Source organism: Vibrio aerogenes (genome assembly GCF_024346755.1).
Lineage (GTDB): Bacteria > Pseudomonadota > Gammaproteobacteria > Enterobacterales > Vibrionaceae > Vibrio > Vibrio aerogenes.
Genome location: NZ_AP024861.1, coordinates 1,908,913 through 1,932,427 on the forward strand (window position 1 = coordinate 1,908,913; position 23,515 = coordinate 1,932,427).

The following is a 23,515-nucleotide window of genomic DNA, read 5'->3' on the forward strand; positions in this document are numbered from 1 at the left end:
TTTATTCCTTAATAATGTTAGGTTGTTGAATATCGACGCAAAATACGTTCTTTTGGTCTGAAGGGTGAATGACGGCCTTTGACAGTTCCGTGATCGGATGTAAGAAATCCAGTGGTTGATACCCCACCCGGAAGTTTTGTCTGATCGTGGCTTCACCAATTGTGGGATGATATTGTTCCGGTAAAATCACAAGCGTATCCGGCTCATGCAGAAACTGATTGAGCCGCTGTGATAACTCTGTCAGCCAGTTCTGGTCTGCGTCCTGAATCTGATGCGCCGGAACGGGTTCCCCGGTCGCATCATCGCCATAATCAATTTCCAGCGGACAGCGGCTCATGGCGTTCAGCCAGGCATAATAGAGCTGTTCAAAGTTACTCATCGTTTCCCGCTCCAGTGCGATCCACTTCACGGTCAGATGAACCGGCGTTTCCTGACGGATACGGCCAGCGAGTAACTGGCGAAATCTGGTGTGTCTGAAGCGGGTTGGCCAGTCAGGTATAATGACATACAGTGTATTTTTGCTGACCGGCAGCCCATCCGTTTCTCCGGCCCACAACAGTGCGCTTTCTACCAGATAAAGCCCTTCCCGGTTGCGGGTTGCCAGTGGCATCACTGCGGTATTCGTGACACCAAGGAAGCGTAGAATCCGGTGTGTCAAAGCCGGTGAAAAATCCTGACATGGCTGGCTGCTGAGGTAGTTAAATCCCCCAGCCCGCAGACGGCTGAGTCGTGGATAATCACTTAAAATCATGGCTTTATCCACGACCTGCTTTAACTGTACCAAACGTTGCAGCAACGTCTGATCATCTAGGGTTTCTGTCTGTGATAATGAGGCTGGCATTGCCTGTTTCAACGGGGTGAGATAAAAAGCAAAGACCGGGTGATAACGCAGCAAATTGGCATCAGGTGTCGTTTCTGCATAGCGGGCCATCAGATGAGATAAACTGAGGTTCAGTCGCTCCAGCTGCCAGTCACTGAATGGCGGTTCAGCCTGCTGTTGAAAGCCCTGCTGCTGATAACGGGTAAAATACGTCCCCAGCAGATTCGCCATACCACTGATACCAGTCACTGGCTGGCTGACAGAGGTTGCAGGTAATGCTTTGACCGCCTGCCAGAAGGTGATGCGATCCTGAGCGGATAAAAACTCGCTGGCCAGCATTTTGTCGAACAAACCGGCCAGCTGAGCCAGAGCAGACTGACCCGGCAGCGCCAGCAAGACTTTCAGGGTTTCCAGCTGTGCAAACTGATCCGCAAGAATTTGATCAAACAGGGTCAGGAACCCTTTCAACTGCATTATTGTGGCCAGCTCTGCACTATCAATGTCACCGTCCAGCCGCTGACTGGCAAGCTGATAAACCGCCGGAAATTCATGTTGCAATGAGCGGTAATGACTCAACATCCGGTATTGCCCTTGCTGATAATGGTTCAGATCGGTCAATGTGGTGTCGGTGTCGCTGGTCTGATCATCGCTGTCAGTTTGTGCCAGCAACGCTTTGATCGCGGTTTTGTGCGTGTCTGACAAAGGAAAAGTCTGGCCATCGATCTCGATGCTCAGCGCATCCAGTGTTGCATCCGTGTTGAGTATGATGGATTCCGGATCGCTGTTCCCATCGGTGTCGATCATGTATTGCCAGCTGACCCACTTATTCTGCCTGAAATCTGCCTGAGTATCCGGCCCGGAAAAAGTCAGATGCCGGACCCGTTTCAGAGAGATTATCGTCTCCAGTGAGGCAATTAAATCGGATGCATAGAGCGTTTGTGGAAAGACGCTTTCGAGCGCTTCATCATCAATAAATCCCCGCTCTGTGTATGGGCCTTCAAAAACAGAATCTGCCGATTGTCCTGCATCAAGTAATTCACCCAGCGTCTGCCGTGTGACATCCGGAGAGATAGTTTGTTGCAGCATGGAAAGTACTTCAGCAATCGTGCTCACCGGGTCTGACAAAGGGCCGAATTCCAGCGCCAGTTCCAGTGTGACCTGATGCTTTTTGATAAACCGGACCCGGGCAATATCGTCATTAATATTTCGCTCAGCAAGAAAGCGCTGACGGATGGTATGCGCCAGTTGTTGACGGCGGGCATAGGTGGTTGGTGTGTTTGCCTCCGTATCGACGGTGACAGACAGCCTGCCCGTGTCTTCTTCCTGTGCAAGCATCACAGCCCGGATGCCGGATATGTCCATGATGATCCGCTGATAGTCCTGTAAGGTCACACCGTTCGAGGGCAAAATTTGCGGGGCAAGCCAGAAAGGCTCTCCGGCACTGTCTGCCCCGGCCGGTGGCCAAGCCATCAGATCCCGGAGCGGAAAGCCGAGCCGGTAACTTAAATCGGAGATCACAAAGGTCAGCACTTCCAGCAGTGTTATCCCCGGATCTGCCGGGTTATGATCGGTCCATTGTTCACCGGCGTATTGCTGAATAGCGGTTAAAGCCTGTTGTTGGAGTAACGGGAGGTTTTGCCCGTCTTCTTCCCGCGCTTCGCGGGATATAGAAGTGGTATCTGAAACGGTCGTCATAGCACCTTTTCCTGAGAGTTTGAAATTCAGTGTGACTGCATGTGTTGTGTGGCATGTCTGTGACTCAACCTACGATAAAGTCAAGTTCAATCCGCCATTTTCCGATGCCTTCAATAATGTCAACGTCCTGAGCAACCAACGTGAAGGTGTGATTCTCTGCCGGAACCAGAATGGCCCCTGGACTCCCCGGCTCGATCACATTACAGTCCGGATCGAGCGTTTCGGCTTCATCTTCACCTGCCCGCCGGATGGTGCCCCGGATGTAATGTACCAACAGGACAGCCGGATGTGTTTCCAGCACATTGGCGAGTTCGGTCAGGTAAACAGACCGGCGGAATGTGATCTCACTGTCTGAGCTGCCCTGCCAGGGAGTTAAGTTTGTGATCAGTAGTTGATTGAGTTCACTGACGACCACATCCGTATCGTAGTCAGGGCTGATTTTCAGGGCGATATGGAAACTCAATTCTTCATAAAGCGGATCGCGGACATCGACGGAAACGCCCGGCGGACAGACCGATTGGACATAGGTCTGGATTTTTTGATGCATATAAAGTGGCAGTTTGGGTTGCAGCAAACTGGTGTCATAATTCACCGGCACGACCACCATCGCCAGATCGGCGGTTGCTTCGTCCGGAATAAAGCCGCGGGCCATATAGACTTCAGGAAACTGATTCAATACCAGATGTTCATAGTCCCAGAGTGTTACCGCCCGGTTCTTATGTCGCAGTCGTTCAGCGGCCCGGACGTTCATTTGCGCATCGGTTTCTGCTATTCGTCCACCAAACCCCGGCCAGGGTTGTGTGACTGAACTGACTCTGGCATCGGGTTCTGCCAGTCCGGTGACTGACTCTGCCGGCAGCGGTTGCCCGTAATGCGAAGGTGCGACATCTGATGTGACCAGCCGGGCGCTGATGCCCTGCGCATAAATGCCTTTGATAGTGGAATACCAGACCGAATCGGGCAAATGGGTGCCATCACTGATTTCTGCGCTGCTGTTAAACAGCGACGCCTGTAACCAGAGGCGTTCATCCCCTAATCCGGAAAGTAAGTCACTCATTTGCGGCAGTTCAAACACCATCAGCCCGGAGTTGAGTAATGAACGGGTTGAATCCTGTACGATACGTCCTTTTTCGGTATCTGCACCGTCGGCACTGCTGCGGAGTGTTTGCCACCCGGTTGGGGTCAGATACTGCCATTTGACGAAACTATCCTCACCGGCATTACTGCCATCGACCGGATCAATCTGAATATAGAGACGCAGGTTGCCCGGTGTGGTGACATCACTCAGACCAATATACAGATATCCATTTGCGGACAGATCAGGTAACAGAGCGATGGCATCGCCCTGATTGATTCCCGGCCTGCCCAGCGGGTGAATCCACTGTAATCCGCTCAGTGGGTTACGCTGAAATGAAGCTGGTGAAATGTCCGTTGTACTCTGATAAGACAGCATTAACTGGCTGATTTGTGGTGTATAAGGTTCCATTAACAGTGTGGGCTTGAAATCACCATCATTAGCCGTCATGCCCTGCGAATTCTGGTAAGCCACATATTGGCTGACGGCAGAAAATTCACTATGGCCAAAGTCGTTCTCACTGAGGGTCAGGGTATAATATTTCGGCCAATCGGTGGCTGCCGGTTCTGATGCAGGCAGTCCGGACCAGTCATACAGTGTTGCTGAAAAACCCGATGCGGGTAATGCCAAAGACTGGACGCTGCCAATCGTTTGAGAGGCCGGATCGGTGATGGAAAATAACGGGTCACTGCCCACCGGGGCCTCATTGCTGTCAGACCGGCTGAACTGAAAGGCCGGCATTGGCCATGATGACTGCGGTTTGGTTTCACCGGTTTCTCCTGTGGTATTCTCCGTGCTGGCGCTTGTATCTGTCTTATCTTTTTCCTGAAGGCTCTGCCGGTAGCTTAAATAAGGCTGATAGTGTGTTTGCAGCGATTCTGGCTGCCCGAGCCAGTGAAAGTGCAGCGTGGCCGTTGCAATGGGTTTCACCAAAAGCTCCGGATGAATGAAGTGAAACCGGCTGCCAATCAGCGGCCTGGACGTTAACGGCTCAAAAGGTGCGGATGTGTCCAGTGTGGTTTGATCGCTTTCTGCAACCACGCCCTGCAATTCACTGACATTAATGGTTAATGTCAGGCTGGTAAAGCGATCATCTTTGAGTGCTGCTGCATTGCGCTCCTGATCATTTTTCAGGACAAACTGTAAATGTGGCAAAGTGGTGACGCCGGGAGCCAGATCATCACTCAGACCTGTAATGGCAGGAAATGCAGGCTGAAATTCCAAAATCAAATCGTCATGCTGGTCTTTCGTATTTTCACCGAATTTCCACAGTGAGCTGCTTTCGTCGTCCTCTTCTGACAGTGTGATGAGCCCTTCACTGGTTGATATCGCAATATCAAACCATGTTTTCAGTGCTAAACCGGCTTGCTCAATAACGCTGCGCTGGTGACATTTAATCCTGATCTGACGGACGCCGCCGGACAGATAAAGTGCCGGAGATGCCAGCGTAAAACCAATCTGGCACTCCTGCTGATACGCACTGTTTGACAGCGTCTCATTTGCGGTTTCACCGAAAGTCAGTCTGTCTTGGGTGCCGGTATCCAGTCCGTTTTCGGTATCGATAGCCAGCGTTAATAAACGGGCATCTGATTCTTCGCTCCAGAGACCAGAGAGTGTTTTTGCCAGAGTCACCTGTGCGTGAGTAAATGTGCCGGTTTGTTCGGTCTGGTAATACAGTGGGGTGTCATGACTGTCTGACGGTCCGCCAAACAGCGTCCCCGAAGGCAGCGTGACCGAATTCACACTGTCATCCGGCTGAATCACCAGATGGACCTGATCGGCCTGCGCATCCAACGGCCGGAAGCCCAGCACATCCCGGTAGTAGTGCTGCATCTGTTCACCGGTCAGTGCCCGGAATTGTGCGGCGGGATAACGCATCAGGGAGAAAAAAGCCAGCAACGCCGCAATATCCGGCCGGGAAGCCAGTGTCTGGATGGCAGCGGGGACGGTTTCACCGTCCAGTAACCGCTCCAGTGCCAGAGATTGAGCTGCATCCGGAATAGCGCCGGCCCAGTTACCGCTGACCTGTGCAGTGTCGCTGTGATAAAAACGCAAATGTGTCGCTGCCTGACGCAGATAAGCCATCCACTCGCTGAATGAGCGGGACTCAATCGAAAAGTAATCACCCTGTTGTTCGGCCAGCACCCGATTGGGCCGGGTTTGCCCGGTCTCGGAGAAATTGAGCACGGTAAAGGCCGCTCCGGCCTGAGTGCCGGTTTTGATATCTGACATAATAAGTTCCTGAAAGTCATACAGGACAAGGTATGACAAATCGTTTCCGTCAGCCGGAAAGCCGATGAGGAGACATCAGACCGGTGCGGAATTGAAGTTGATGAATGAGAGAGCGGAAAGGAAGGACCGTCAGTTGCTGTTTTCGTTCAGATAAAACGGAAACACCATATTGCTGCGGGCGTTGGTCTGGCGAACCCGGTATGTCAGCACGATATTCAGTCGTCCCTGATCGATGTCGCTGGTATCAAACTGAATCTCTTCCAGATCAATCCGGGGTTCATAAGCCAGAATGGTCGAGGCGATTTCCTGTTTCAGTTCCGTCAGCATCAGGGGGGTGGTTTCGGTAAACATAAAATGGCTCAACCCACAGCCAACTTCTGGGTTCAGTGGCCGTTCCCCGGTCTGGGTGTTGAGCAGCAGATAGATCGACTGTTCCAGTAATGGTGTGCTTTCCAGCATCACCGGGCCATTTTGCGGGGAGGTAAACCGGGGCGGAAATTGCCAGCCGGTTCCTGTCACAGAATCACTCATGGTTATTTAATCTCCGTTTTCGGGGCTGTCACTTCGACATTGCCTTTGGCCTTGACGATCAGTTTGCCGCCGGGTTTGATGCTGACATCCCCTTCACATGCGAAGTCGGCCGCCTTGCCAAGCACCATTGCATTTTTATCATCACCGAGGCTGACGCCTTCTGCTTCTGTCATGGCGAGTTTGACTTTATCCGCGACAGAGATGTTGAAAGACTTTTTCTCCCGATCGATAAATAACGAGAGTTGCTCGTCCTTAAAGTAGAGTCCGGCCTGATTATTTTTTTCATCATACGGCTGTGGCGGCGGGTTATTTTTATTAAAGCATCCGCCGAGAATCACCGGGTGGCTGCCCTCGCCGCCAATAAATCCGATCAGGACTTCATCGCCGGGATGAGGTTGCAGAAACAGCCCCTGCTCTTTTCCGGCCCACGGTGTGAGCTGACGGGCGTATATTTCAGCCGCATCCAGCGCCGGCACAATCACTGGCAGAGTCTGTGGTAACTTTTCATTGGCTTTAAAGGCAGCGATAGTGCCGTTCATGACCGGCATCGGGGGCAGTTTTGCCTCCGGTGCATACAAGCTGTGGTTCAATGGCAGGCCGAGCTCAATATCAATCAGCCAGCTGGCCGGTGTGAAATGGTGCGAGATCCCCGTGATCAGATGTTGTTTTGCCAGCGTTGCGCCTGCTCCTTTCACGTCGAGCTGCATCAGCAGCTCGAGTTGTGCGACTTTATCGATGGCTATATGTGACGCCGTCACACATCCCCGACACAGATCGAGCTGACGAAAGTTGGTTTCGCCATTTGCCCGGGCTGTCAGCTGTGCACTGGTTTTAGGGGCTGGACAGACGATTGTCCGGGGCTTTCGGCCCAGCGCAGCATCCGCTTTGTCGAGGGTTTTAAATCCCCCGGCTGCACCTTTTGCGACAGGAAAAAGCGCTTGCTTCTCATTGTCCCAGGCGGTGGCAGTGATTTGTTTAAAACAGGACTGGGTATCTGCGGTTAATTCACAACGGTGCACCTCATGCACCATCAATGGCTCCGGGGCTTGTTTGGGTTGCAGTTTTGCCAGCGTGACCAGACTGTCCCCTTTCGGCGATGGACAAAAGACAGCGCCATTTTCTATCAGCCGGGAAAAAATAATCCGCCACGGACTTTGTTGAAAGACGGCATACTGGCTATGTTTGATCTGGTTATCTGCAATGGTTTTCAGCCCTTGTTTAAACGTGTATCCGGCGCTGAGTGCGGCAACTTGTGTAATGAGTGCCTTATCTTCGATTTCTTTGTTACTGACAAAATTAACCGGATGTTCCGCCAGTTTTACGGCTTCTCCTTTGGCGGTCAGAATGAGCCGTGGGCCGTCAAACGAATCAAAGCGTACACTGACGGCAGTAATGATGCCTTCAAACAGCAGATGTTTCGCATCATCCACGCCGCCGTTGAGACTGATGGTTTTTCCCGGTGCAAAGTCCGCATTGTCGGCGCGATCAAAGGTTTCCTGAGTCAGGTCGCCATCGCGGATAGCTAATTTCAGCTCCGGAATGGCATTCACCCGGTGAAAGCACTGAAATTCATACACATCGGATTCGTTCAGTGAGGTTTCCCCGACCTTGATTTTCAGTCTGGTGACCATGGTTCTTCTCCTGATGATTTGTCCTGATGATTCAGCGATCCAGTGGCGGGAATCGTATCCATTGACCGGGCGTTAATTCACGGATTGAATTGAGCTGATTGGATTCGGCCACGGCATGAACATACTCCCCGCTGCCATAAATGCGTTGTACCCGGTTGACTAAATGATCACCGTCGACCATTTGTAGTTCGTGTGTTAAGTCGGGTGAGCTTCGGTTTGTTAGTTTGTTTGCCGTTTCCAGTGAATGGCATTCTGTGACCGTTAAGTCAACAGAGGCTTTGATCCGGTTCCCAAATGAGTCAATGATTTCATTTTTAATCGTCATATCTGAGAGAAAACCACCAAAGCCACCAGTTGGATTACTGTCTAATGGCATCATCATAGGGATGACCCGGATAAAGTGAGGTCGGTGTTCTGAACCGGCAATCGTATGACTTAATCCAATTAATGTTTTGATTGTGTTATCGATCCGGTCAGGTGTCAGCAGATCTTCCGGCGTCGTAATAATCGTATTATCAAGGAGCAGCGTCAGCTTTAAACATGAGGGTTCGGAATGACTGAAGTGGGTCACAGAACCAGAACCGGTTGCTGTAATTTCCGGATGAATACAATTCTGGTAATCAACCACCAGAGATGATTTCTGGTAAGGGACATGGATAGAACCGACTAAGTCACCGGAGCCGCCATCTACTTTTTTATAAGCAGCAATGTGCACCATTGGGACGGTTGGATCAATGTAGTACATCATCAAGGCCTCTTGTTCAGGTGATCATTTGCAATTGCGTGATTCATATACTGGCAAAGTGCAATAAATTGATCATTCAGTTTTTTGTCGATATTTCGTTTGAGCATCTGGATTTCCTTTTCAAACGAGGATTCCTGCCCGGATAAGCTGCTATTGTTGTGAGAACTGGTGTCAGACCGAAAGCTCTCTTTGGGCTGATGAGTCACTTTTCCCTGAACAACAACGTTCTTTGTTATCAAAGGAACCGTCTCTGGTTTGTCATGTGGCATCTTCGTTATTCTCCGGCAATTATTGTGGATCAGAGACTCTGAGGAATCGGGATATATTTCAGCGAACAATAGTCAAATTGCATGCTTTCGATGAGCACTTCGTTACTTTTTGCATTGATACCATTCCAGTCCCAGCCACTAAGAAAAGCATTCGGAATGATCCAATTACTCACGGGAATGTAATTTTCATTCAGTACACTGACCAGAATATCTTTACGCAGCAATCGGGTATCCCATAGTTCATTTTCCAGTATCTGGCTGATCACCAAAGGGCTCACCCGGCTAACCACGCCACGTTTCAAGGTCAGTGTTTGCTTTGGTAACTCTTTGCCCAATGTCGTCATCCCATTTTCTCTCTTAATCTCCCGGCTAATTTTCAGACCATCCACCTCCTGAAACCAGATATCAATCGGATTAGGAATGCCAGCGGAAAAAATGACGACCAGAAAACGGTATCCAACAATTGGGTAATCATTATGAATATTCATAAAGTTCCTTATGAAAAAGCCGGAACAAACGGTGGCCCGGATGTCCCGGAAATTCAACAAAATGGATTCAATAAGGATTAACATGGTGCACTATCCCTGTGCAGGATACCCGGCGATCAGAACGTTCAGGTATATCGCCGGGTATCCGGACCGCAGTCTAGTGGAAGATAATCTTCACATCATCTGCCATCAGTTCCAGCGATTCCACACTGGCTTCGTTTGACCCGCCGTTAATGCTGGGCGCAGTCAGTTTTTTCGGAAACGCATTCACAATGTTCCACGTGACGAGTAAAGTTTCACCGGTTTCATCGGTCAGTGAGACACTCAGATCCCGTTTGTCGACCAGATTCAGGCTGATGGAAGAAATCCAGTCATAAAACTGACTGCCTTTCTGGATCAAACCACGTTTCATCGTGATATTGACGTCTGTCTTCTGGCCCGGCATATGCTTTTTGCCTTTGCCGTCTTTGTAAGTGATAGTATCGACCCCAACGTCGAGACCAGAGACTTCCGTAAACGGAATACTTTCTTCACCAAAGTCCACCACAAAGCGGTAAACAGGGATCGGGTACGTTTCAGCAATCGTTTGTGCTGTATCTGCCATGAGTTACTCCAGATTAAATAGGTATGTATTGCGGGAGAGCCCCGCATTCAGAACACCCGTTGTGGGTGTGAAGATTAGCTGTCCAGCGATTTATGCTGGAAGGTCAGTTCAATAAATTCAGCCGGACGTGTTGCAGCCAGGCCGATTTTGATTTTCATTAAGCCTTCCAGAATATCCTGCTCGGTCATACTTTCACCCAGCCCGACCTGAACGAAGAAGGCCTGAGATTCAGAGGTGCCCATCAACGCGCCCTGTTCCCACAAGTTACGCAGATAGTTTTCGGTCATGGTTTTCAGTTTTAACCAGGTGATCGCGGTGTTGGGCTCAAACACAGCAAAAGCGGTCGCTTTTTGCAGCGATTCTTCCACCATATTGAACAGACGGCGGACGGAGATATAGCGCCATTCCAGATCGTTTCCGGCCAGTGTCCGGGCACCCCAGATTAAAGTCCCTTTTCCGACAAAGGTCCGGATTGCATTAATCGATTTACCGGCGACTTCATCCACGTTAAGAGATTCCTGCAGGCTGTTATCGATTGTAACCAGAGGTTCCAGCACCTGAGTCAAAGCGACATTCGCCGGCGCTTTCCATACGCCGCGGGAATTATCGGTTTTGGCAATACAGCCGGTGACTGCGGCGCTGGGTGGCAGGACTTCGTAATACTGGCGCAGGACCGATTTGACCGCATTGTATTTCGCCGTTGATGCATACAGATAATCCGGATCATTGAGTTCGGACAGTGTTGCTTCGATATCGGTATTCTCAGTTTTCAGTGCCACTGGTGCGCTGCCATCCTGAATTTCATTGAAACCGGCCTGAGTTTCGTAGCCATCCAGAGTCAGGTACTTGGTTCCCCCTGCATCGGTAAAAATGCCATAGGGTGCCTGATCAGTGACTCCATTGGTATCCTGAATGCGTTCGCCATTGGCATCCAGAGCGTAGCCGGATGAATCCGTCACAATGTCGTCGCTGACTTTGACACAGGTTTTGCCATACATCATTACCGTGTTATAGCCTTCGTGGAGCACATAGGTGTCGAGCCCTTTCAGTGACACCGTCACTAGATCTTCATCATAGCTGCGGGCAATACTGCTGCGGACATACGGGTAATAAGTCGCACCATACTTGAGATCACCGACGACTTTATTGCGCATCAGCAGCGCATCTGAGCGAGCATCGCCATCAGAGAGGTCTTGTTGCAATACATCGATAATCGCAAAACGATCCTGCAATTCACTGGCCTGCTTGAGTGCGGCGTTGTGGATATCATAGTGGACTTGAGGATCATCCAGCGTGACGGTTTCCGGCATCACAAATAAAGTGACTTCATCCACCTGACTGACAGCATCCAGCGCTTTAATGAAGTCTGATGATGATTTATCAGACGTATAACCGCCGGTGCTGACCACATAACAAGCCCCGCCACCATTGTTAAAAAAGTGCTGTACAGCCTGATACAAAAAGAATTTCGCCAGAGAATTCTTTTCACTGTCCGGAATATAAAATTCACTGACATTCGTGTTGTAGTCGACACTGACGCTTTCTGCGTACGGGCCGCCGAAGTTTTCTACATACTCATCGATATTGGTGAGCCGTACCGGTTTGGCAATCAGCGATTTTTTATCATCTTTTTTGTCAGTGGTCAGTTCGGTATAGCCGATAAATGCCGGAATCGCCGTTGCGACTTCTGCCACGGAGGCTGGTAATGTCGATTCTTCTCTGACATAAACATTAGGGGTTTTATATTGCGCCATTCTCTTTACCTTTAGTTGAACGAGCGGATAACGCATGCCAGTGTCATCAGAATGAGTGACACTGTTGCGTCAGGTTGGTTGTTGAAAGTATTGAAATTGATTTGAACCGGATGTGCCGGACAGGTGATGGTGAAGTCATTCTCAATTCATTTATCGTGCTGAGTCGAGGGTTAACACGGCTCCGCCGCGTCAGTCACAGGAGGCTGAAGTCAGTGTGTTTTCCGGTTTTCAGGGATAAGACGCGGAACGCCGGGGTTTGTGAACGCTTTTCTGGCTCATCATGCAAACAGTTTAGACTGACTGGGGGACAGAGGAATTGTTACTTTTGTCGGGGGGGACGCATCCGGTACGCCATTGGGATCTTTGGCCGGGATGACCGTCAGACTGCATTCTATATCCCCTTTTAATACCACGGGTTTTCCTTTCTTGTACAGCTTTGCAGACAGTTGAATCGCCGTGATCTGATTAAAAGACACCATGCCTCCCAGCGCAAAAGCACCGTTGATATAGGGTTGGTTCATGAGTTTTTGTTTGAGAAATTGTTCGACATCCGGCTGGACTGCAATCTCTCCTTTTGAGAGTAATCCCTTCGAGCTGACAGTAAGCGGTCCCAGGAGCGGGACAATCAACTGACCTTTATCCAGCTGAAGATTTTCAAACATCGTTCCGGCATTCAGAGTGAGTTCCATAGTCGTCTGTCCTGTTTATTTTTTGTTGTTTTTTTATTTTGTGTGGTTTGGTGCTTCGTTTTTCTACGCGGTGTCTGTCCCCACTATTTTCCACTATTTCTATTTCATTTTTTCCATAGGCGTCTGTCCCCACTATTTTTTTGATTCACCGCCAGGATGGTTTTCGCTTAAAGCCAATATGATAAGCCACCTGCTGGGTGACCACGGTATGTTCGCCGATCCGGATGAGCTGAAAACTACAGTCTTTCCCGACAATGATGCCTCGTGGTGTGCCGTTAAGACAGGCATTAAGCTTATTAAGCTGCTGCTGCCTCTGCGCTTCATCTTCAACGCCCCGGTCATTACATTTACCGATGACAATACGTTCGAGAAAGCGGATTTCTGAAAGATCCACCGGGTTGCCCGGATTGGTTCTGCAGTTCATACGTTCTCCGGACGTTCTGAGATATCGCCTGTCGGATGGACTCCGTTTTGTTTCAAGTGGAGTTGTTTTAACTGAAGCTGTTGCCGGGTGTTGTTCCGCTGAATAGTGGCCTTAGTCAGCCCTGTTTCCTCTTGTTCCAGTTTGGTTTGCCAGTGCCTGATTTGTTGTGCTGTTTCTGTCGTCAAAGCATTGTTGAGCGGTGAATCTTTCTGTGCACCTTGCTCCGGTGCATGACGAGCTTGCTCTCTTTGATACAGCTCAAGATTTGCTTTTGCAGTTTGATATCTGATTTCAGCGGCCCTGAACTCTTTTTCAGCATGGTCAGCTGCGGTGATTTCGGCACGGCACCGGATGGTGTCTTCCCCCTGGTTGTCCCGCTCAACGCGACCCGGCCTGATACCGGCGGCAATCATATCCAACACTCTTGCCAGTCCTTCAGGGGTATCACCCTGCGACGCCGATATTTCAACATGATATTTGGCGGCATTATCTGATTTACGGGTGTGCTCCTGATGGGATGAAACCGAGCCAGTAAAGGTGGTGCTGCCTTTAGAAATAAACAGCCCGGTTCCTGACAGTGAAGTCTCATTACCCAGAGATCGATCTGACTGTGATACATCACTTTCCGCAGAATTAACGGAAATATCAAAGGTCACTCTGACATCATCGATTCTCAGGCCGGGAATATCGACAATCGCCAGCACAGGGACATTCAGGGAAACCAGTTCGGTTTCCGTGACATCATTGCCCAGCACGTCTTTGCCAGTGACGCTCTCCCGGTGATAAGAGAACGCAGTGGAGACGGGTTGACCCAGCTCGTCAAACCCTAGACTGCGGATAAAAGACAAGGTCGAATTCGCCAGCTCGATCTGACTGTCACATGCGGCTTTCAAAGGCGCACTGATCAAATCTTTCATGGGTAAGCCGGTAAACTGATTGGTTATTTTTCCTGTTGGCATCCTGTTCCCTCCGCTTTCTTATCCGCTGTTTATCTGAAGTGATGACGCTGAGACTGATTACTCCCCGGCTGGGAGCGATTCTGCAGGCTGTCCGTCCGGTTCGATTTCCCGCGGATGGAGCATATTGTTAAATTGATCGACCACCTTCATGATGATTTCCGGCGCGTCCTGTGATTTAAATTTCACTTTGAAGTCCATAATGTCCTTGGGCCGTTTCATATTGGAGTGACTGGCCGCACTGATCGCGACAGTAAAGCGGCTGGCCGGATCTGCCTGTTCTGATTCCGGATTGACGATAGCTGCGGCCATGCTTTCCAGCGCCTCCGATGCATCAATCCCCGTCACTTTGACGGAGAAATCGATTTCCATCTCATCGACAAATAACGATTTGCCATTGGTGACAGCAATCAGAGGAAACTGGATGACATTATGTTCATCCACTTGTAACTCAATGACTTTGGGTTTAAAAATGCCCTCTTCGCTGATAGTAAAAAACTGATCGACCAGTTGTTCATAGTGTTGCAGCGACATATCACTGGCGCAGTTAGCCACATAATTCAGCCCGCGGATAATGCTGTCGAGAAACTGGGGCTGAACGTGTTCGTTCATTTTGTTGGTTTTAAATAGTGACATGGTGGTTTTTCCGGATGATAGGAATGGTCAGTAATCACGAAATCTCAGTCTTTCCTTACTTCGTATTTCATCATGATTGCATCCTGCCCCGCAGGATTGAAACGCCCTCCTTTTCAGTAAAAACATCTTGTTGCATGCTCAGGCCATTCTTCACTTTAAGCGCAGCAAATGACCACACCCCGTTCACAACTCATTGCTCTGGATGTCACGCCTTATTATCACTGCGTGTCCCGCTGTGTACGCCGGTCATTTTTATGTGGGGAAGATGCCGTGTCCGGGCGCTCTTATGAACACCGGCGGGACTGGCTGGAAAAACGAATTCTCAAACTCGCTGATATTTATTGTATTGATATCTGCGCTTATGCGGTGATGTCGAATCACTATCATCTGGTGGTTCATATCAACCGCCCGAAAGCAGAATCCCTCACTGATGATGAAGTGATCGAACGTTGGGGAATGGAGCATCAATTGCCGCCATTGATACAGCGCTATGTGAAACGTCAGTTAATCTGCAAAGCTGAATATAAATGCTGCGAACAAGTCATTGCTTCCTGGCGTGATCGCCTCTCCTGCCTCAGCTGGATGATGAAAGAACTCAACTTTAAGATCGCCCTGCAAGCGAATCAGGAAGACGATTGCACCGGCCATTTCTGGGAAGGCCGGTTTAAATCTCAGGCGTTATTAGATGAAAAAGCAGTGCTGGCAGCGATGACTTATGTCGATCTGAATCCGGTACGCGCCAAAATTGCACAAACGCCGGAAACCTCTGAATACACCTCCCTGAAAAAGCGCCTCGACTCACTGGAAGCAGACCAGCCAACGCCGCACGGCCTCTATCCGTTTATTGGTTATGAGCGCCTCAATCAACCCGACGGAATTCCCTTCCGGCTGATGGATTATATCGAATGGGTGGATCTGGCAGGCCGCCAGATCCGTGAAGATAAACGCGGATTTATCGACGAACGCCAGCCGGAGATCCTCACCCGACTCTCCCTTAACCAGACTGACTGCCTGAAGCTGATTAACGATATGGAGCGAAGGCGACGAATCTGGGTTGGTTCTGCCGAGAGTCTGGAATCAACGAAAACTGAGCTCAACAAATCCCGCATTGATGGTTTGAAGATTTAAGCCTTACCTCCCCGTCCCCAAAAATCGCAAAATGACCGCCCGATTGGTGAATTATTAATCAGTTTGGTCATTTTCGTTGTTGTGGAGCGTTTTTGGGTTACGGGAGACGGTAAGTTCGTGTTTGGTGGTTGTTTTACTATTTAGTGGTGCCTGTCCTTGTTATTTTTTTACCGTGGGTGTTCTCTTATTTAGTGGTGTGTGTCCCCGTAATTTGGTCCACCTCTTTTCAGCAACCCTATCTTGCCGCATGCTCAGAAAATTCTTCACTCTTAAAGCGCAGCAAATGACGACTCCCCGTTCACAACTGGTTTGCCCTGACATCACGCCCTACTACCACTGCGTGTCCCGCTGTGTGCGCCGTGCATTCCTGTGCGGGGAAGATGAAGTGACCGGGCGATCTTACGAACATCGCCGGGACTGGCTGGAAAAACGGATTCTCAAACTCGCCGATATTTTTTGTATTGATATCTGCGCCTACTCGGTGATGTCGAATCACTATCATCTGGTGGTTCATATCAACCTCCCGAAAGCAGAATCCCTCACTGATGATGAAGTGATCGAACGTTGGGGAATGGAGCATCAATTGCCGCCATTGATACAGCGCTATGTGAAACGTCAGTTAATCTGCAAAGCTGAATATAAATGCTGTGAACAATTGATTGCTTCCTGGCGTGATCGCCTCTCCTGCCTCAGCTGGATGATGAAAGAACTCAACTTTAAGATCGCCCTGCAAGCGAATCAGGAAGACGATTGCACCGGTCATTTCTGGGAAGGCCGGTTTAAATCTCAAGCGTTGTTAGATGAAAAAGCAGTGCTGGCAGCGATGACGTATGTCGACCTGAATCCGGTACGCGCCAAAATTGCACAAACGCCGGAAATCTCTGAATACACCTCCCTGAAAAAGCGGCTGGACTCACTGGAAGATGACCAGGCAACGCCGCACGGCCTTTATCCGTTCATTGGTTATGAGCGCCTCAATCAACCCGACGGAATTCCCTTCCGGCTGATGGATTATATCGAATGGGTGGATCTGGCAGGCCGCCAGATCCGTGAAGATAAACGCGGATTTATCGATGAACGCCAGCCGGAGATCCTCACCCGACTGTCCCTTAACCAGACTGATTGCCTGAAGCTGATTAACGATATGGAGCGAAGGCGACGAATCTGGGTTGGTTCTGCCGAGAGTATGAAATCAACGAAAACTTCTCTGAATAAATCCCGTATTGATGGTTTGAAGATTTAAGCCTTACTTCCCTGTGTCCAAAAATCGCAAAATGACCGCCCGATTGGTGAATTATTAATCGGGTTGGGTATATTCGGTTGTTGTGGAGTGATTTTGGGTTACGGGAGACGGTAAGTTAGTGTTTGGTGGTCGTTTTATTATTTAGTGGCGTCTGTCCTTGTTGTCTTTGTGATTTCCGCAGTATAGTCCTCGTGGAGCACATAGATGTCGAGCTCTTTCAGTGACACCGTCACGAGATCTTCATCATAGCTGCGGGCAATACTGCTGCGGACATACGGGTAATAAGTCGCACCATACTTGAGATCACCGACGACTTTATTGCGCATCAGCAGCGCATCTGAGCGGGCATCGCCATCAGAGAGGTCTTGTTGCAATACATCGATAATCGCAAAACGATCCTGCAATTCACTGGCCTGCTTGAGTGCGGCGTTGTGGATATCATAGTGGACCTGAGGATCATCCAGCGTGACGGTTTCCGGCATCACAAATAAAGTGACTTCATCCACCTGACTGACAGCATCCAGCGCTTTAATGAAGTCTGATGATGATTTATCAGACGTATAACCGCCGGTGCTGACCACATAACAAGCCCCGCCACCATTGTTAAAAAAGTGTTGTACAGCCTGATACAAAAAGAATTTCGCCAAAGAATTCTTTTCACTGTCCGGAATATAAAATTCACTGACATTCGTGTTGTAGTCGACACTGACGCTTTCTGCGTACGGGCCGCCGAAGTTTTCTACATACTCATCGATATTGGTGAGCCGTACCGGTTTGGCAATCAGCGATTTTTTATCATCTTTTTTGTCAGTGGTCAGTTCGGTATAGCCGATAAATGCCGGAATCGCCGTTGCGACTTCTGCCACGGAGGCTGGTAATGTCGATTCTTCTCTGACATAAACATTAGGGGTTTTATATTGCGCCATTCTCTTTACCTTTAGTTGAACGAGCGGATAACGCATGCCAGTGTCATCAGAATGAGTGACACTGTTGCGTCAGGTTGGTTGTTGAAAGTATTGAAATTGATTTGAACCGGATGTGCCGGACAGGTGATGGTGAAGTCATTCTCAATTCATTTATCGTGCTGAGTCGAGGGTTAACACGGCTCCGCCGCGTCAGTCACAGGAGGCTGAAGTCAGTGTGTTTTCCGGTTTTCAGGGATAAGACGCGGAACGCCGGGGTTTGTGAACGCTTTTCTGGTTCATCATGCAAACAGTTTAGACTGACCGGGGGACAGCGGAATTGTTACTTTTGTCGGGGGGGACGCATCCGGTACGCCATTGGGATCTTTGGCCGGGATGACCGTCAGACTGCATTCAATATCCCCTTTTAATACCACGGCTTTGCCTTTCTTAAACAGCTTTGCCGACAGTTGAATCGCCGTGATCTGATTAAAAGACACCATACCTCCCAGTGCAAAAGCACCGTTGATATAGGGTTGGTTCATGAGTTTTTGTTTGAGAAACTGTTCGACATCCGGCTGGACTGCAATCTCTCCTTTTGAGAGTAATCCCTTCGAGCTGACAGTTAACGGTCCCAGGAGCGGGACAATCAACTGACCTTTATCCAGCTGAAGATTTTCAAACATCGTTCCGGCATTCAGAGTGAGTTCCATAGGCGTCTGTCCTGTTTATTTTATTTTTTGTGTGGTTTGGTGCGTGTTTTTCTACGCGGTGTCTGTCCCCACTGTGTGGTGGTCAACTATTTCATTTTTTCCATAGGCGTCTGTCCCCACTATTTTTTTTCGGTATTTGTTTCTGTTCTACCGCCAGGATGGTTTTCGCTTAAAGCCAATATGATAAGCCACCTGCTGGGTGACCACGGTATGTTCGCCGATCCGGATGAGCTGAAAACTACAGTCTTTCCCGACAATGATGCCTCGTGGTGTGCCGTTAAGACAGGCATTGAGCTTATTAAGCTGCTGCTGCCTCTGCGCTTCATCTTCAACGCCCCGGTCATTACATTTACCGATGACAATACGTTCGAGAAAGCGGATTTCTGAAAGATCCACCGGGTTGCCCGGATTGGTTCTGCAGTTCATAAGTTCTCCGGACGTTCTGAGATATCGCCTGTCGGATGGACTCCGTTTTGTTTCAAGTGGAGTTGTTTTAACTGAAGCTGTTGCCGGGTGTTGTTCCGCTGAATAGTGGCCTTAGTCAGCCCTGTTTCCTCTTGTTCCAGTTTGATTTGCCAGTGCCTGATTTGTTGTGCTGTTTCTGTCGTCAAAGCATTGTTGAGCGGTGACTCTTTCCGTGCACCTTGCTCCGGTGCATGACGAGCTTGCTCCCTTTGATAGAGCTCAAGATTTGCTTTTGCGGTTTGATATCTGATTTCAGCGGCTCTGAACTCTTTTTCAGCATGGTCAGCTGCGGTGATTTCGGCACGGCACTGGATAGTGTCTTCCCCCTGGTTGTCCCGCTCAACGCGACCCGGCCTGATACCGGCGGCAATCATATCCAACACTCTCGCCAGTCCTTCAGGGGTATCACCCTGCGACGCCGATATTTCAACATGATATTTGGCGGCATTATCTGATTTACGGGTGTGCTCCTGATGGGATGAAACCGAGCCGGTAAAGGTGGTGCTGCCTTTAGAAATAAACAGCCCGGTTCCTGACAGTGAAGTCTCATTGCCCAGAGATCGATCTGACTGTGATGCATCACTTTCCGCAGAATTAACGGAAATATCAAAGGTCACGCTGACATCATCGATTCTCAGGCCGGGAATATCGACAATCGCCAGCACAGGGACATTCAGGGAAACCAGTTCGGTTTCCGTGACATCATTGCCCAGCACGTCTTTGCCAGTGACGCTCTCCCGGTGATAAGAGAACGCAGTGGAGACGGGTTGACCCAGCTCGTCAAACCCTAGACTGCGGATAAAAGACAAGGTCGAACTCGCCAGCTCGATCTGACTGTCACATGCGGCTTTCAAAGGCGCACTGATCAAATCTTTCATGGGTAAGCCGGTAAACTGATTGGTTATTTTTCCTGTTGGCATCCTGTTCCCTCCGCTTTCTTATCCGCTGTTTATCTGAAGTGATGACACTGAGTCTGATTACTCCCCGGCCGGGAGCGATTCTGCAGGCTGTCCGTCCGGTTCGATTTCCCGCGGATGGAGCATATTGTTAAATTGATCGACCACCTTCATGATGATTTCCGGCGCGTCCTGTGATTTAAATTTCACTTTGAAGTCCATAATGTCCTTGGGCCGTTTCATATTGGAGTGACTGGCCGCACTGATCGCGACAGTAAAGCGGCTGGCCGGATCCGCCTGTTCAGATTCCGGATTGACGATAGCAGCGGCCATGCTTTCCAGCGCCTCCGATGCATCAATTCCCGTCACTTTGACGGAGAAATCGATTTCCATCTCATCGACAAATAACGATTTGCCATTGGTGACAGCAATCAGAGGAAACTGGATGACATTATGTTCATCCACTTGTAACTCAATGACTTTGGGTTTAAAAATGCCCTCTTCGCTGATAGTAAAAAACTGATCGACCAGTTGTTCATAGTGTTGCAGCGACATATCACTGGCGCAGTTAGCCACATAATTCAGCCCGCGGATAATGCTGTCGAGAAACTGGGGCTGAACGTGTTCGTTCATTTTGTTAGTTTTAAATAGTGACATGGTGGTTTTTCCGGATGATAGGAATGGTCAGTAATCACGAAATCTCAGTCTTTCCTTGCTTCGTATTTCATCATGATTGCATCCTGCCCCGCAGGATTGAAACGCCCTCCTTTTCAGTAAAAACATCTTGTTGCATGCTCAGGCCATTCTTCACTTTAAGCGCAGCAAATGACCACACCCCGCTCACAACTCATTGCTCTGGATGTCACGCCTTATTATCACTGCGTGTCCCGCTGTGTACGCCGGTCATTTTTATGTGGGGAAGATGCCGTGTCCGGGCGTTCTTATGAACACCGGCGGGACTGGCTGGAAAAACGAATTCTCAAACTCGCTGATATTTATTGTATTGATATCTGCGCTTATGCGGTGATGTCGAATCACTATCATCTGGTGGTTCATATCAACCGCCCGAAAGCAGAATCCCTCACAAATGATGAAGTGATCGAACGCTGGCAAACGGAGCACCAACTGCCGCCACTGATGCAACGTTATGTGAAACGTCAGTTAACCTGCAAAGCAGAATATCGATGCTGTGAGCAGCTGATTCACCGCTGGCGAAAACGGCTGTTTTCTCTGAGCTGGATGATGAAAGAACTCAACTTTGAGATTGCTCTGCAAGCCAACCGTGAAGATGGTTGCACCGGCCATTTCTGGGAAGGCCGGTTTAAATCTCAAGCGCTTTTAGATGGAAAAGCGGTGCTGGCAGCGATGACGTATGTCGATCTGAATCCGGTACGCGCTAAAATTGCGGAAACGCCGGAAACCTCTGAATACACCTCCCTGAAAAAACGGCTGGACTCACTGGAAGCAGACCAGCCAACACCGCACGGCCTTTATCCATTCATTGGTTATGAGCGCCTCAATCAACCCGACGGAATTCCCTTCCGGCTGATGGATTATATCGAATGGGTGGATCTGGCTGGCCGCCAGATCCGTGAAGATAAACGCGGATTTATCGATGAACGCCAGCCGGAGATCCTCACCCGACTTTCCCTTAACCATATTGACTGCCTGAAGCTGATTACCGATATGGAGCGAAGGCGACGAATCTGGGTTGGTTCTGCCGAGAGTTTGGAATCAACGAAAACTTCTCTGAATAAATCCCGTATTGATGGTTTGAAGATTTAAGCCTCGCCTCCCCGTACCCAAAAATCGCAAAATGACCGCCAGATTGGTGAATTATTGATCGGCTTGGTCATTTTTTGGTGTTGAGTTGTGATTTTGGGTTACGGTAAGCCGGTGTCTAGTGGTAGTCATTTTTTTAGTGGTGCCTGTCCTTGTTATTGGTTATTGAATTCCCTCGCTGTTCTATTTAGTGGTGCCTGTCCTTGTTGTTATTGCCTGAGTATTTCAAGGTGCCTGCATTTCTTGCCCCTCATCGTTGTCACCTGCCGCGCCTGATACTTCTTCACTTTAAGTTCAATTCATTACAATTTGAATTCCTTTGTACCTTGTAGGTAATTTTCTTTATCCGTTGCATTCCTTACATCATAACTATAGTAACGTAGCTTCCCCTTGATTCCTTTTTCCTTACTTTGCTCACTTCCGTATACAGTACTTAGTGAGTGTCTCGATTCCTGTCGTTTCCCTTTTGCTACCTGGTTCAAGGATTTCGTTTTTATTCTCACACCCACGAGCGGAGGAATACCTTCAAAAACTCCGGCTAAGTACTCATTAAGATTATTTTGAACATAACCGGCCCACACACTTAGCTTCATAGCACATTCTTTGCAAGGTCCTTCAGGCCCTAGTAAATAAAACTGTAATTCATCCCCCTTAAATGTTGTCCCCAGATTGGTCAGGTCGTGTTTGTATTTTTTAATTAACCCAGTCATTACGGATAGCAAGTAATCCTCCGCGTCATGCATATAAAAGTATCCCGTTTTCGTTGCCGGGCTATATACCTTTGAAAGAGTGGTTAATTTCGTCTCGCTTGTCCCCAATTTTTCTAGCACCGTCTTTTCACTCGTTTTTTCTCCATCATCACCAACGCCTGTTACTGCCTCATATACTGTTTTTGAATCCAACTTATAGTTGATTAACCCACTCGATGATGACGCTATCAGCGCTATAAACCGTGCATCTCTCCGTTTATCATTTCTCATAGATTCCATTGTATCATCATTATTAGAGTCCGCTTTTTTAAGAGCATTTGGTCGTGTGATATCTACTATACTAGAATGCGCATGCCGTATCTCCCTGGCCAGTTCAATAATAGCCGCTGCATCCTTTTTATTATTTTTTATTTTATTAAAATTCATGCCCTTCTGCTCAGCAAGGCGTGTCATAACGTTCATTGCACCTATAAGCCTGCTTTCTCTGCTTAGTTTCACCTCAGCATGTAGCCCTTCTTTCCTCCTAACCTCCACAGTCCTTTTTTCTATTAGTTGTTTTACACTTCGAATATATTGGATGGCATTTATTACAGATGAATCGACTATTTTATAAATTAATTTTTTCGTCGCTATATCTTTCCATTTTTCCTTTATCACTCCTGAACTTCCATTATCTGTTTTAGCAGAAACTTCAAAATACACCTTCTTAGGATCTATATCCTCAGTTTCACTGATCGAAAATTCTGAACCACGCCGATTTTCAGACGAAATTATGGAATCCATTTGATACGTAGCAATACCATACTCTGCTAACCCCTTCTCTATGTTTAGATCAGCAATTATCTCACCCATTTCTGACCAGCTATTTATATTTTTTCCAAAGTAAGTAATTTGTCTTTGTATAATTGATGGGCGTTGTGTCCCCGTACTTTCATAGTCCGGTTCATGCTGCTTTCTTTGTTCGACAGAATTCGATATCGATCCACTTACCAGCCGATTGGTCGTCGCGTAATTCTCTATTGATTTCTCTACTTGTTTATACATACCCTAAACCTTTTTTAATTTTTTAGTGGTTGTTGTAGGCTTTCTTAATTGCCTATAACATCTCAGTCCCTATCCTGTGATCT

The 23,515-nt window shown here is 48.7% G+C and carries 22 protein-coding genes; 3 read left to right on the forward strand and 19 right to left on the reverse strand.

Annotated features, from left to right (window positions below):
* Position 1 precedes the first annotated feature (1 nt).
* From OCV29_RS08455 to OCV29_RS08515, 13 genes are all read right to left on the reverse strand, one after another.
* Complete coding sequence (locus OCV29_RS08455; protein ID WP_073604002.1) at positions 2 to 2,515, reverse strand: hypothetical protein; 2,514 nt, start codon at positions 2,513 to 2,515, stop codon at positions 2 to 4.
* A gap of 64 nt (positions 2,516 to 2,579) precedes the next feature.
* A complete protein-coding gene (locus OCV29_RS08460) occupies positions 2,580 to 5,822 on the reverse strand; it encodes a baseplate J/gp47 family protein (protein WP_073604003.1) in 3,243 nt (1,080 codons plus the stop codon).
* 129 nt (positions 5,823 to 5,951) lie between these two features.
* A complete protein-coding gene (locus OCV29_RS08465; protein WP_073604004.1) occupies positions 5,952 to 6,353 on the reverse strand; it encodes a GPW/gp25 family protein in 402 nt (133 codons plus the stop codon).
* A gap of 2 nt (positions 6,354 to 6,355) precedes the next feature.
* Positions 6,356 to 7,984, reverse strand: coding sequence for a phage baseplate assembly protein V (locus OCV29_RS08470; RefSeq protein ID WP_073604005.1), 1,629 nt, complete (start codon positions 7,982 to 7,984; stop codon positions 6,356 to 6,358).
* A gap of 31 nt (positions 7,985 to 8,015) precedes the next feature.
* Positions 8,016 to 8,732, reverse strand: a complete 717-nt coding sequence (locus OCV29_RS08475; protein ID WP_073604006.1) for a CIS tube protein — start codon at positions 8,730 to 8,732, stop codon at positions 8,016 to 8,018.
* Complete coding sequence (locus tag OCV29_RS08480; RefSeq protein ID WP_073604007.1) at positions 8,732 to 8,998, reverse strand: hypothetical protein; 267 nt, start codon at positions 8,996 to 8,998, stop codon at positions 8,732 to 8,734. The genes OCV29_RS08475 and OCV29_RS08480 overlap by 1 nt, the downstream gene beginning before the upstream one ends.
* Positions 8,999 to 9,027: 29 nt before the next feature.
* Positions 9,028 to 9,486: a phage tail protein gene (locus OCV29_RS08485; RefSeq protein ID WP_073604008.1), complete on the reverse strand. Its 459-nt coding sequence runs from the start codon at positions 9,484 to 9,486 to the stop codon at positions 9,028 to 9,030.
* A gap of 157 nt (positions 9,487 to 9,643) precedes the next feature.
* The gene (locus OCV29_RS08490) at positions 9,644 to 10,090 is read right to left on the reverse strand and encodes a phage tail protein (protein ID WP_073604009.1); all 447 of its coding nucleotides are present in this window, start codon (positions 10,088 to 10,090) and stop codon (positions 9,644 to 9,646) included.
* A 74-nt stretch (positions 10,091 to 10,164) separates the two neighbouring features.
* Positions 10,165 to 11,844 (reverse strand): phage tail sheath family protein, encoded by a 1,680-nt coding sequence (locus OCV29_RS08495; RefSeq protein WP_073604010.1) that lies wholly within the window; start codon positions 11,842 to 11,844, stop codon positions 10,165 to 10,167.
* Positions 11,845 to 12,122: 278 nt separating this feature from the next.
* Positions 12,123 to 12,533, reverse strand: a complete 411-nt coding sequence (locus OCV29_RS08500) for a hypothetical protein (RefSeq protein WP_073606146.1) — start codon at positions 12,531 to 12,533, stop codon at positions 12,123 to 12,125.
* 145 nt (positions 12,534 to 12,678) lie between these two features.
* Positions 12,679 to 12,957, reverse strand: a complete 279-nt coding sequence (locus OCV29_RS08505; RefSeq protein WP_073604012.1) for a hypothetical protein — start codon at positions 12,955 to 12,957, stop codon at positions 12,679 to 12,681.
* Entirely contained in the window at positions 12,954 to 13,916 is a 963-nt protein-coding gene (locus OCV29_RS08510; RefSeq protein WP_073606147.1) for a DUF2589 domain-containing protein, read from the reverse strand. Before OCV29_RS08510 ends, OCV29_RS08505 begins: the two co-directional genes overlap by 4 nt.
* Positions 13,917 to 13,973: 57 nt before the next feature.
* Positions 13,974 to 14,549 carry a DUF2589 domain-containing protein gene (locus tag OCV29_RS08515; RefSeq protein WP_073604014.1) on the reverse strand — a complete coding sequence of 192 codons (576 nt, stop codon included), beginning with the start codon at positions 14,547 to 14,549 and terminating at the stop codon, positions 13,974 to 13,976.
* Between the two features lie 168 nt (positions 14,550 to 14,717).
* On the opposite strand from OCV29_RS08515, the gene OCV29_RS08520 reads away from it, so the two are divergent.
* Both OCV29_RS08520 and OCV29_RS08525 read left to right on the forward strand, forming a co-directional pair.
* Positions 14,718 to 15,677, forward strand: a complete 960-nt coding sequence (locus OCV29_RS08520) for a transposase (protein ID WP_073606148.1) — start codon at positions 14,718 to 14,720, stop codon at positions 15,675 to 15,677.
* A gap of 283 nt (positions 15,678 to 15,960) precedes the next feature.
* On the forward strand, positions 15,961 to 16,920 hold the full coding sequence (locus tag OCV29_RS08525) for a transposase (RefSeq protein ID WP_073606149.1): 960 nt from the start codon (positions 15,961 to 15,963) through the stop codon (positions 16,918 to 16,920).
* A gap of 137 nt (positions 16,921 to 17,057) precedes the next feature.
* On the opposite strand, the gene OCV29_RS08530 is transcribed toward OCV29_RS08525, so the two are convergent.
* From OCV29_RS08530 to OCV29_RS08550, 5 genes are all read right to left on the reverse strand, one after another.
* Complete coding sequence (locus OCV29_RS08530) at positions 17,058 to 17,846, reverse strand: hypothetical protein (RefSeq protein WP_261887387.1); 789 nt, start codon at positions 17,844 to 17,846, stop codon at positions 17,058 to 17,060.
* Between the two features lie 278 nt (positions 17,847 to 18,124).
* Positions 18,125 to 18,535 carry a hypothetical protein gene (locus tag OCV29_RS08535; RefSeq protein ID WP_073604011.1) on the reverse strand — a complete coding sequence of 137 codons (411 nt, stop codon included), beginning with the start codon at positions 18,533 to 18,535 and terminating at the stop codon, positions 18,125 to 18,127.
* Between the two features lie 147 nt (positions 18,536 to 18,682).
* On the reverse strand, positions 18,683 to 18,961 hold the full coding sequence (locus tag OCV29_RS08540) for a hypothetical protein (protein ID WP_073604012.1): 279 nt from the start codon (positions 18,959 to 18,961) through the stop codon (positions 18,683 to 18,685).
* Positions 18,958 to 19,920, reverse strand: coding sequence for a DUF2589 domain-containing protein (locus OCV29_RS08545; protein ID WP_073604013.1), 963 nt, complete (start codon positions 19,918 to 19,920; stop codon positions 18,958 to 18,960). The genes OCV29_RS08540 and OCV29_RS08545 overlap by 4 nt, the downstream gene beginning before the upstream one ends.
* A gap of 57 nt (positions 19,921 to 19,977) precedes the next feature.
* A complete protein-coding gene (locus OCV29_RS08550; protein WP_073604014.1) occupies positions 19,978 to 20,553 on the reverse strand; it encodes a DUF2589 domain-containing protein in 576 nt (191 codons plus the stop codon).
* A gap of 168 nt (positions 20,554 to 20,721) precedes the next feature.
* Here OCV29_RS08550 and OCV29_RS08555 point away from each other — a divergent pair, with 168 nt between their 5' ends.
* A complete protein-coding gene (locus OCV29_RS08555; protein ID WP_073604015.1) occupies positions 20,722 to 21,681 on the forward strand; it encodes a transposase in 960 nt (319 codons plus the stop codon).
* A gap of 299 nt (positions 21,682 to 21,980) precedes the next feature.
* On the opposite strand, the gene OCV29_RS08560 is transcribed toward OCV29_RS08555, so the two are convergent.
* Positions 21,981 to 23,432, reverse strand: coding sequence for a hypothetical protein (locus OCV29_RS08560; protein WP_073604016.1), 1,452 nt, complete (start codon positions 23,430 to 23,432; stop codon positions 21,981 to 21,983).
* Positions 23,433 to 23,515: the final 83 nt, after the last annotated feature.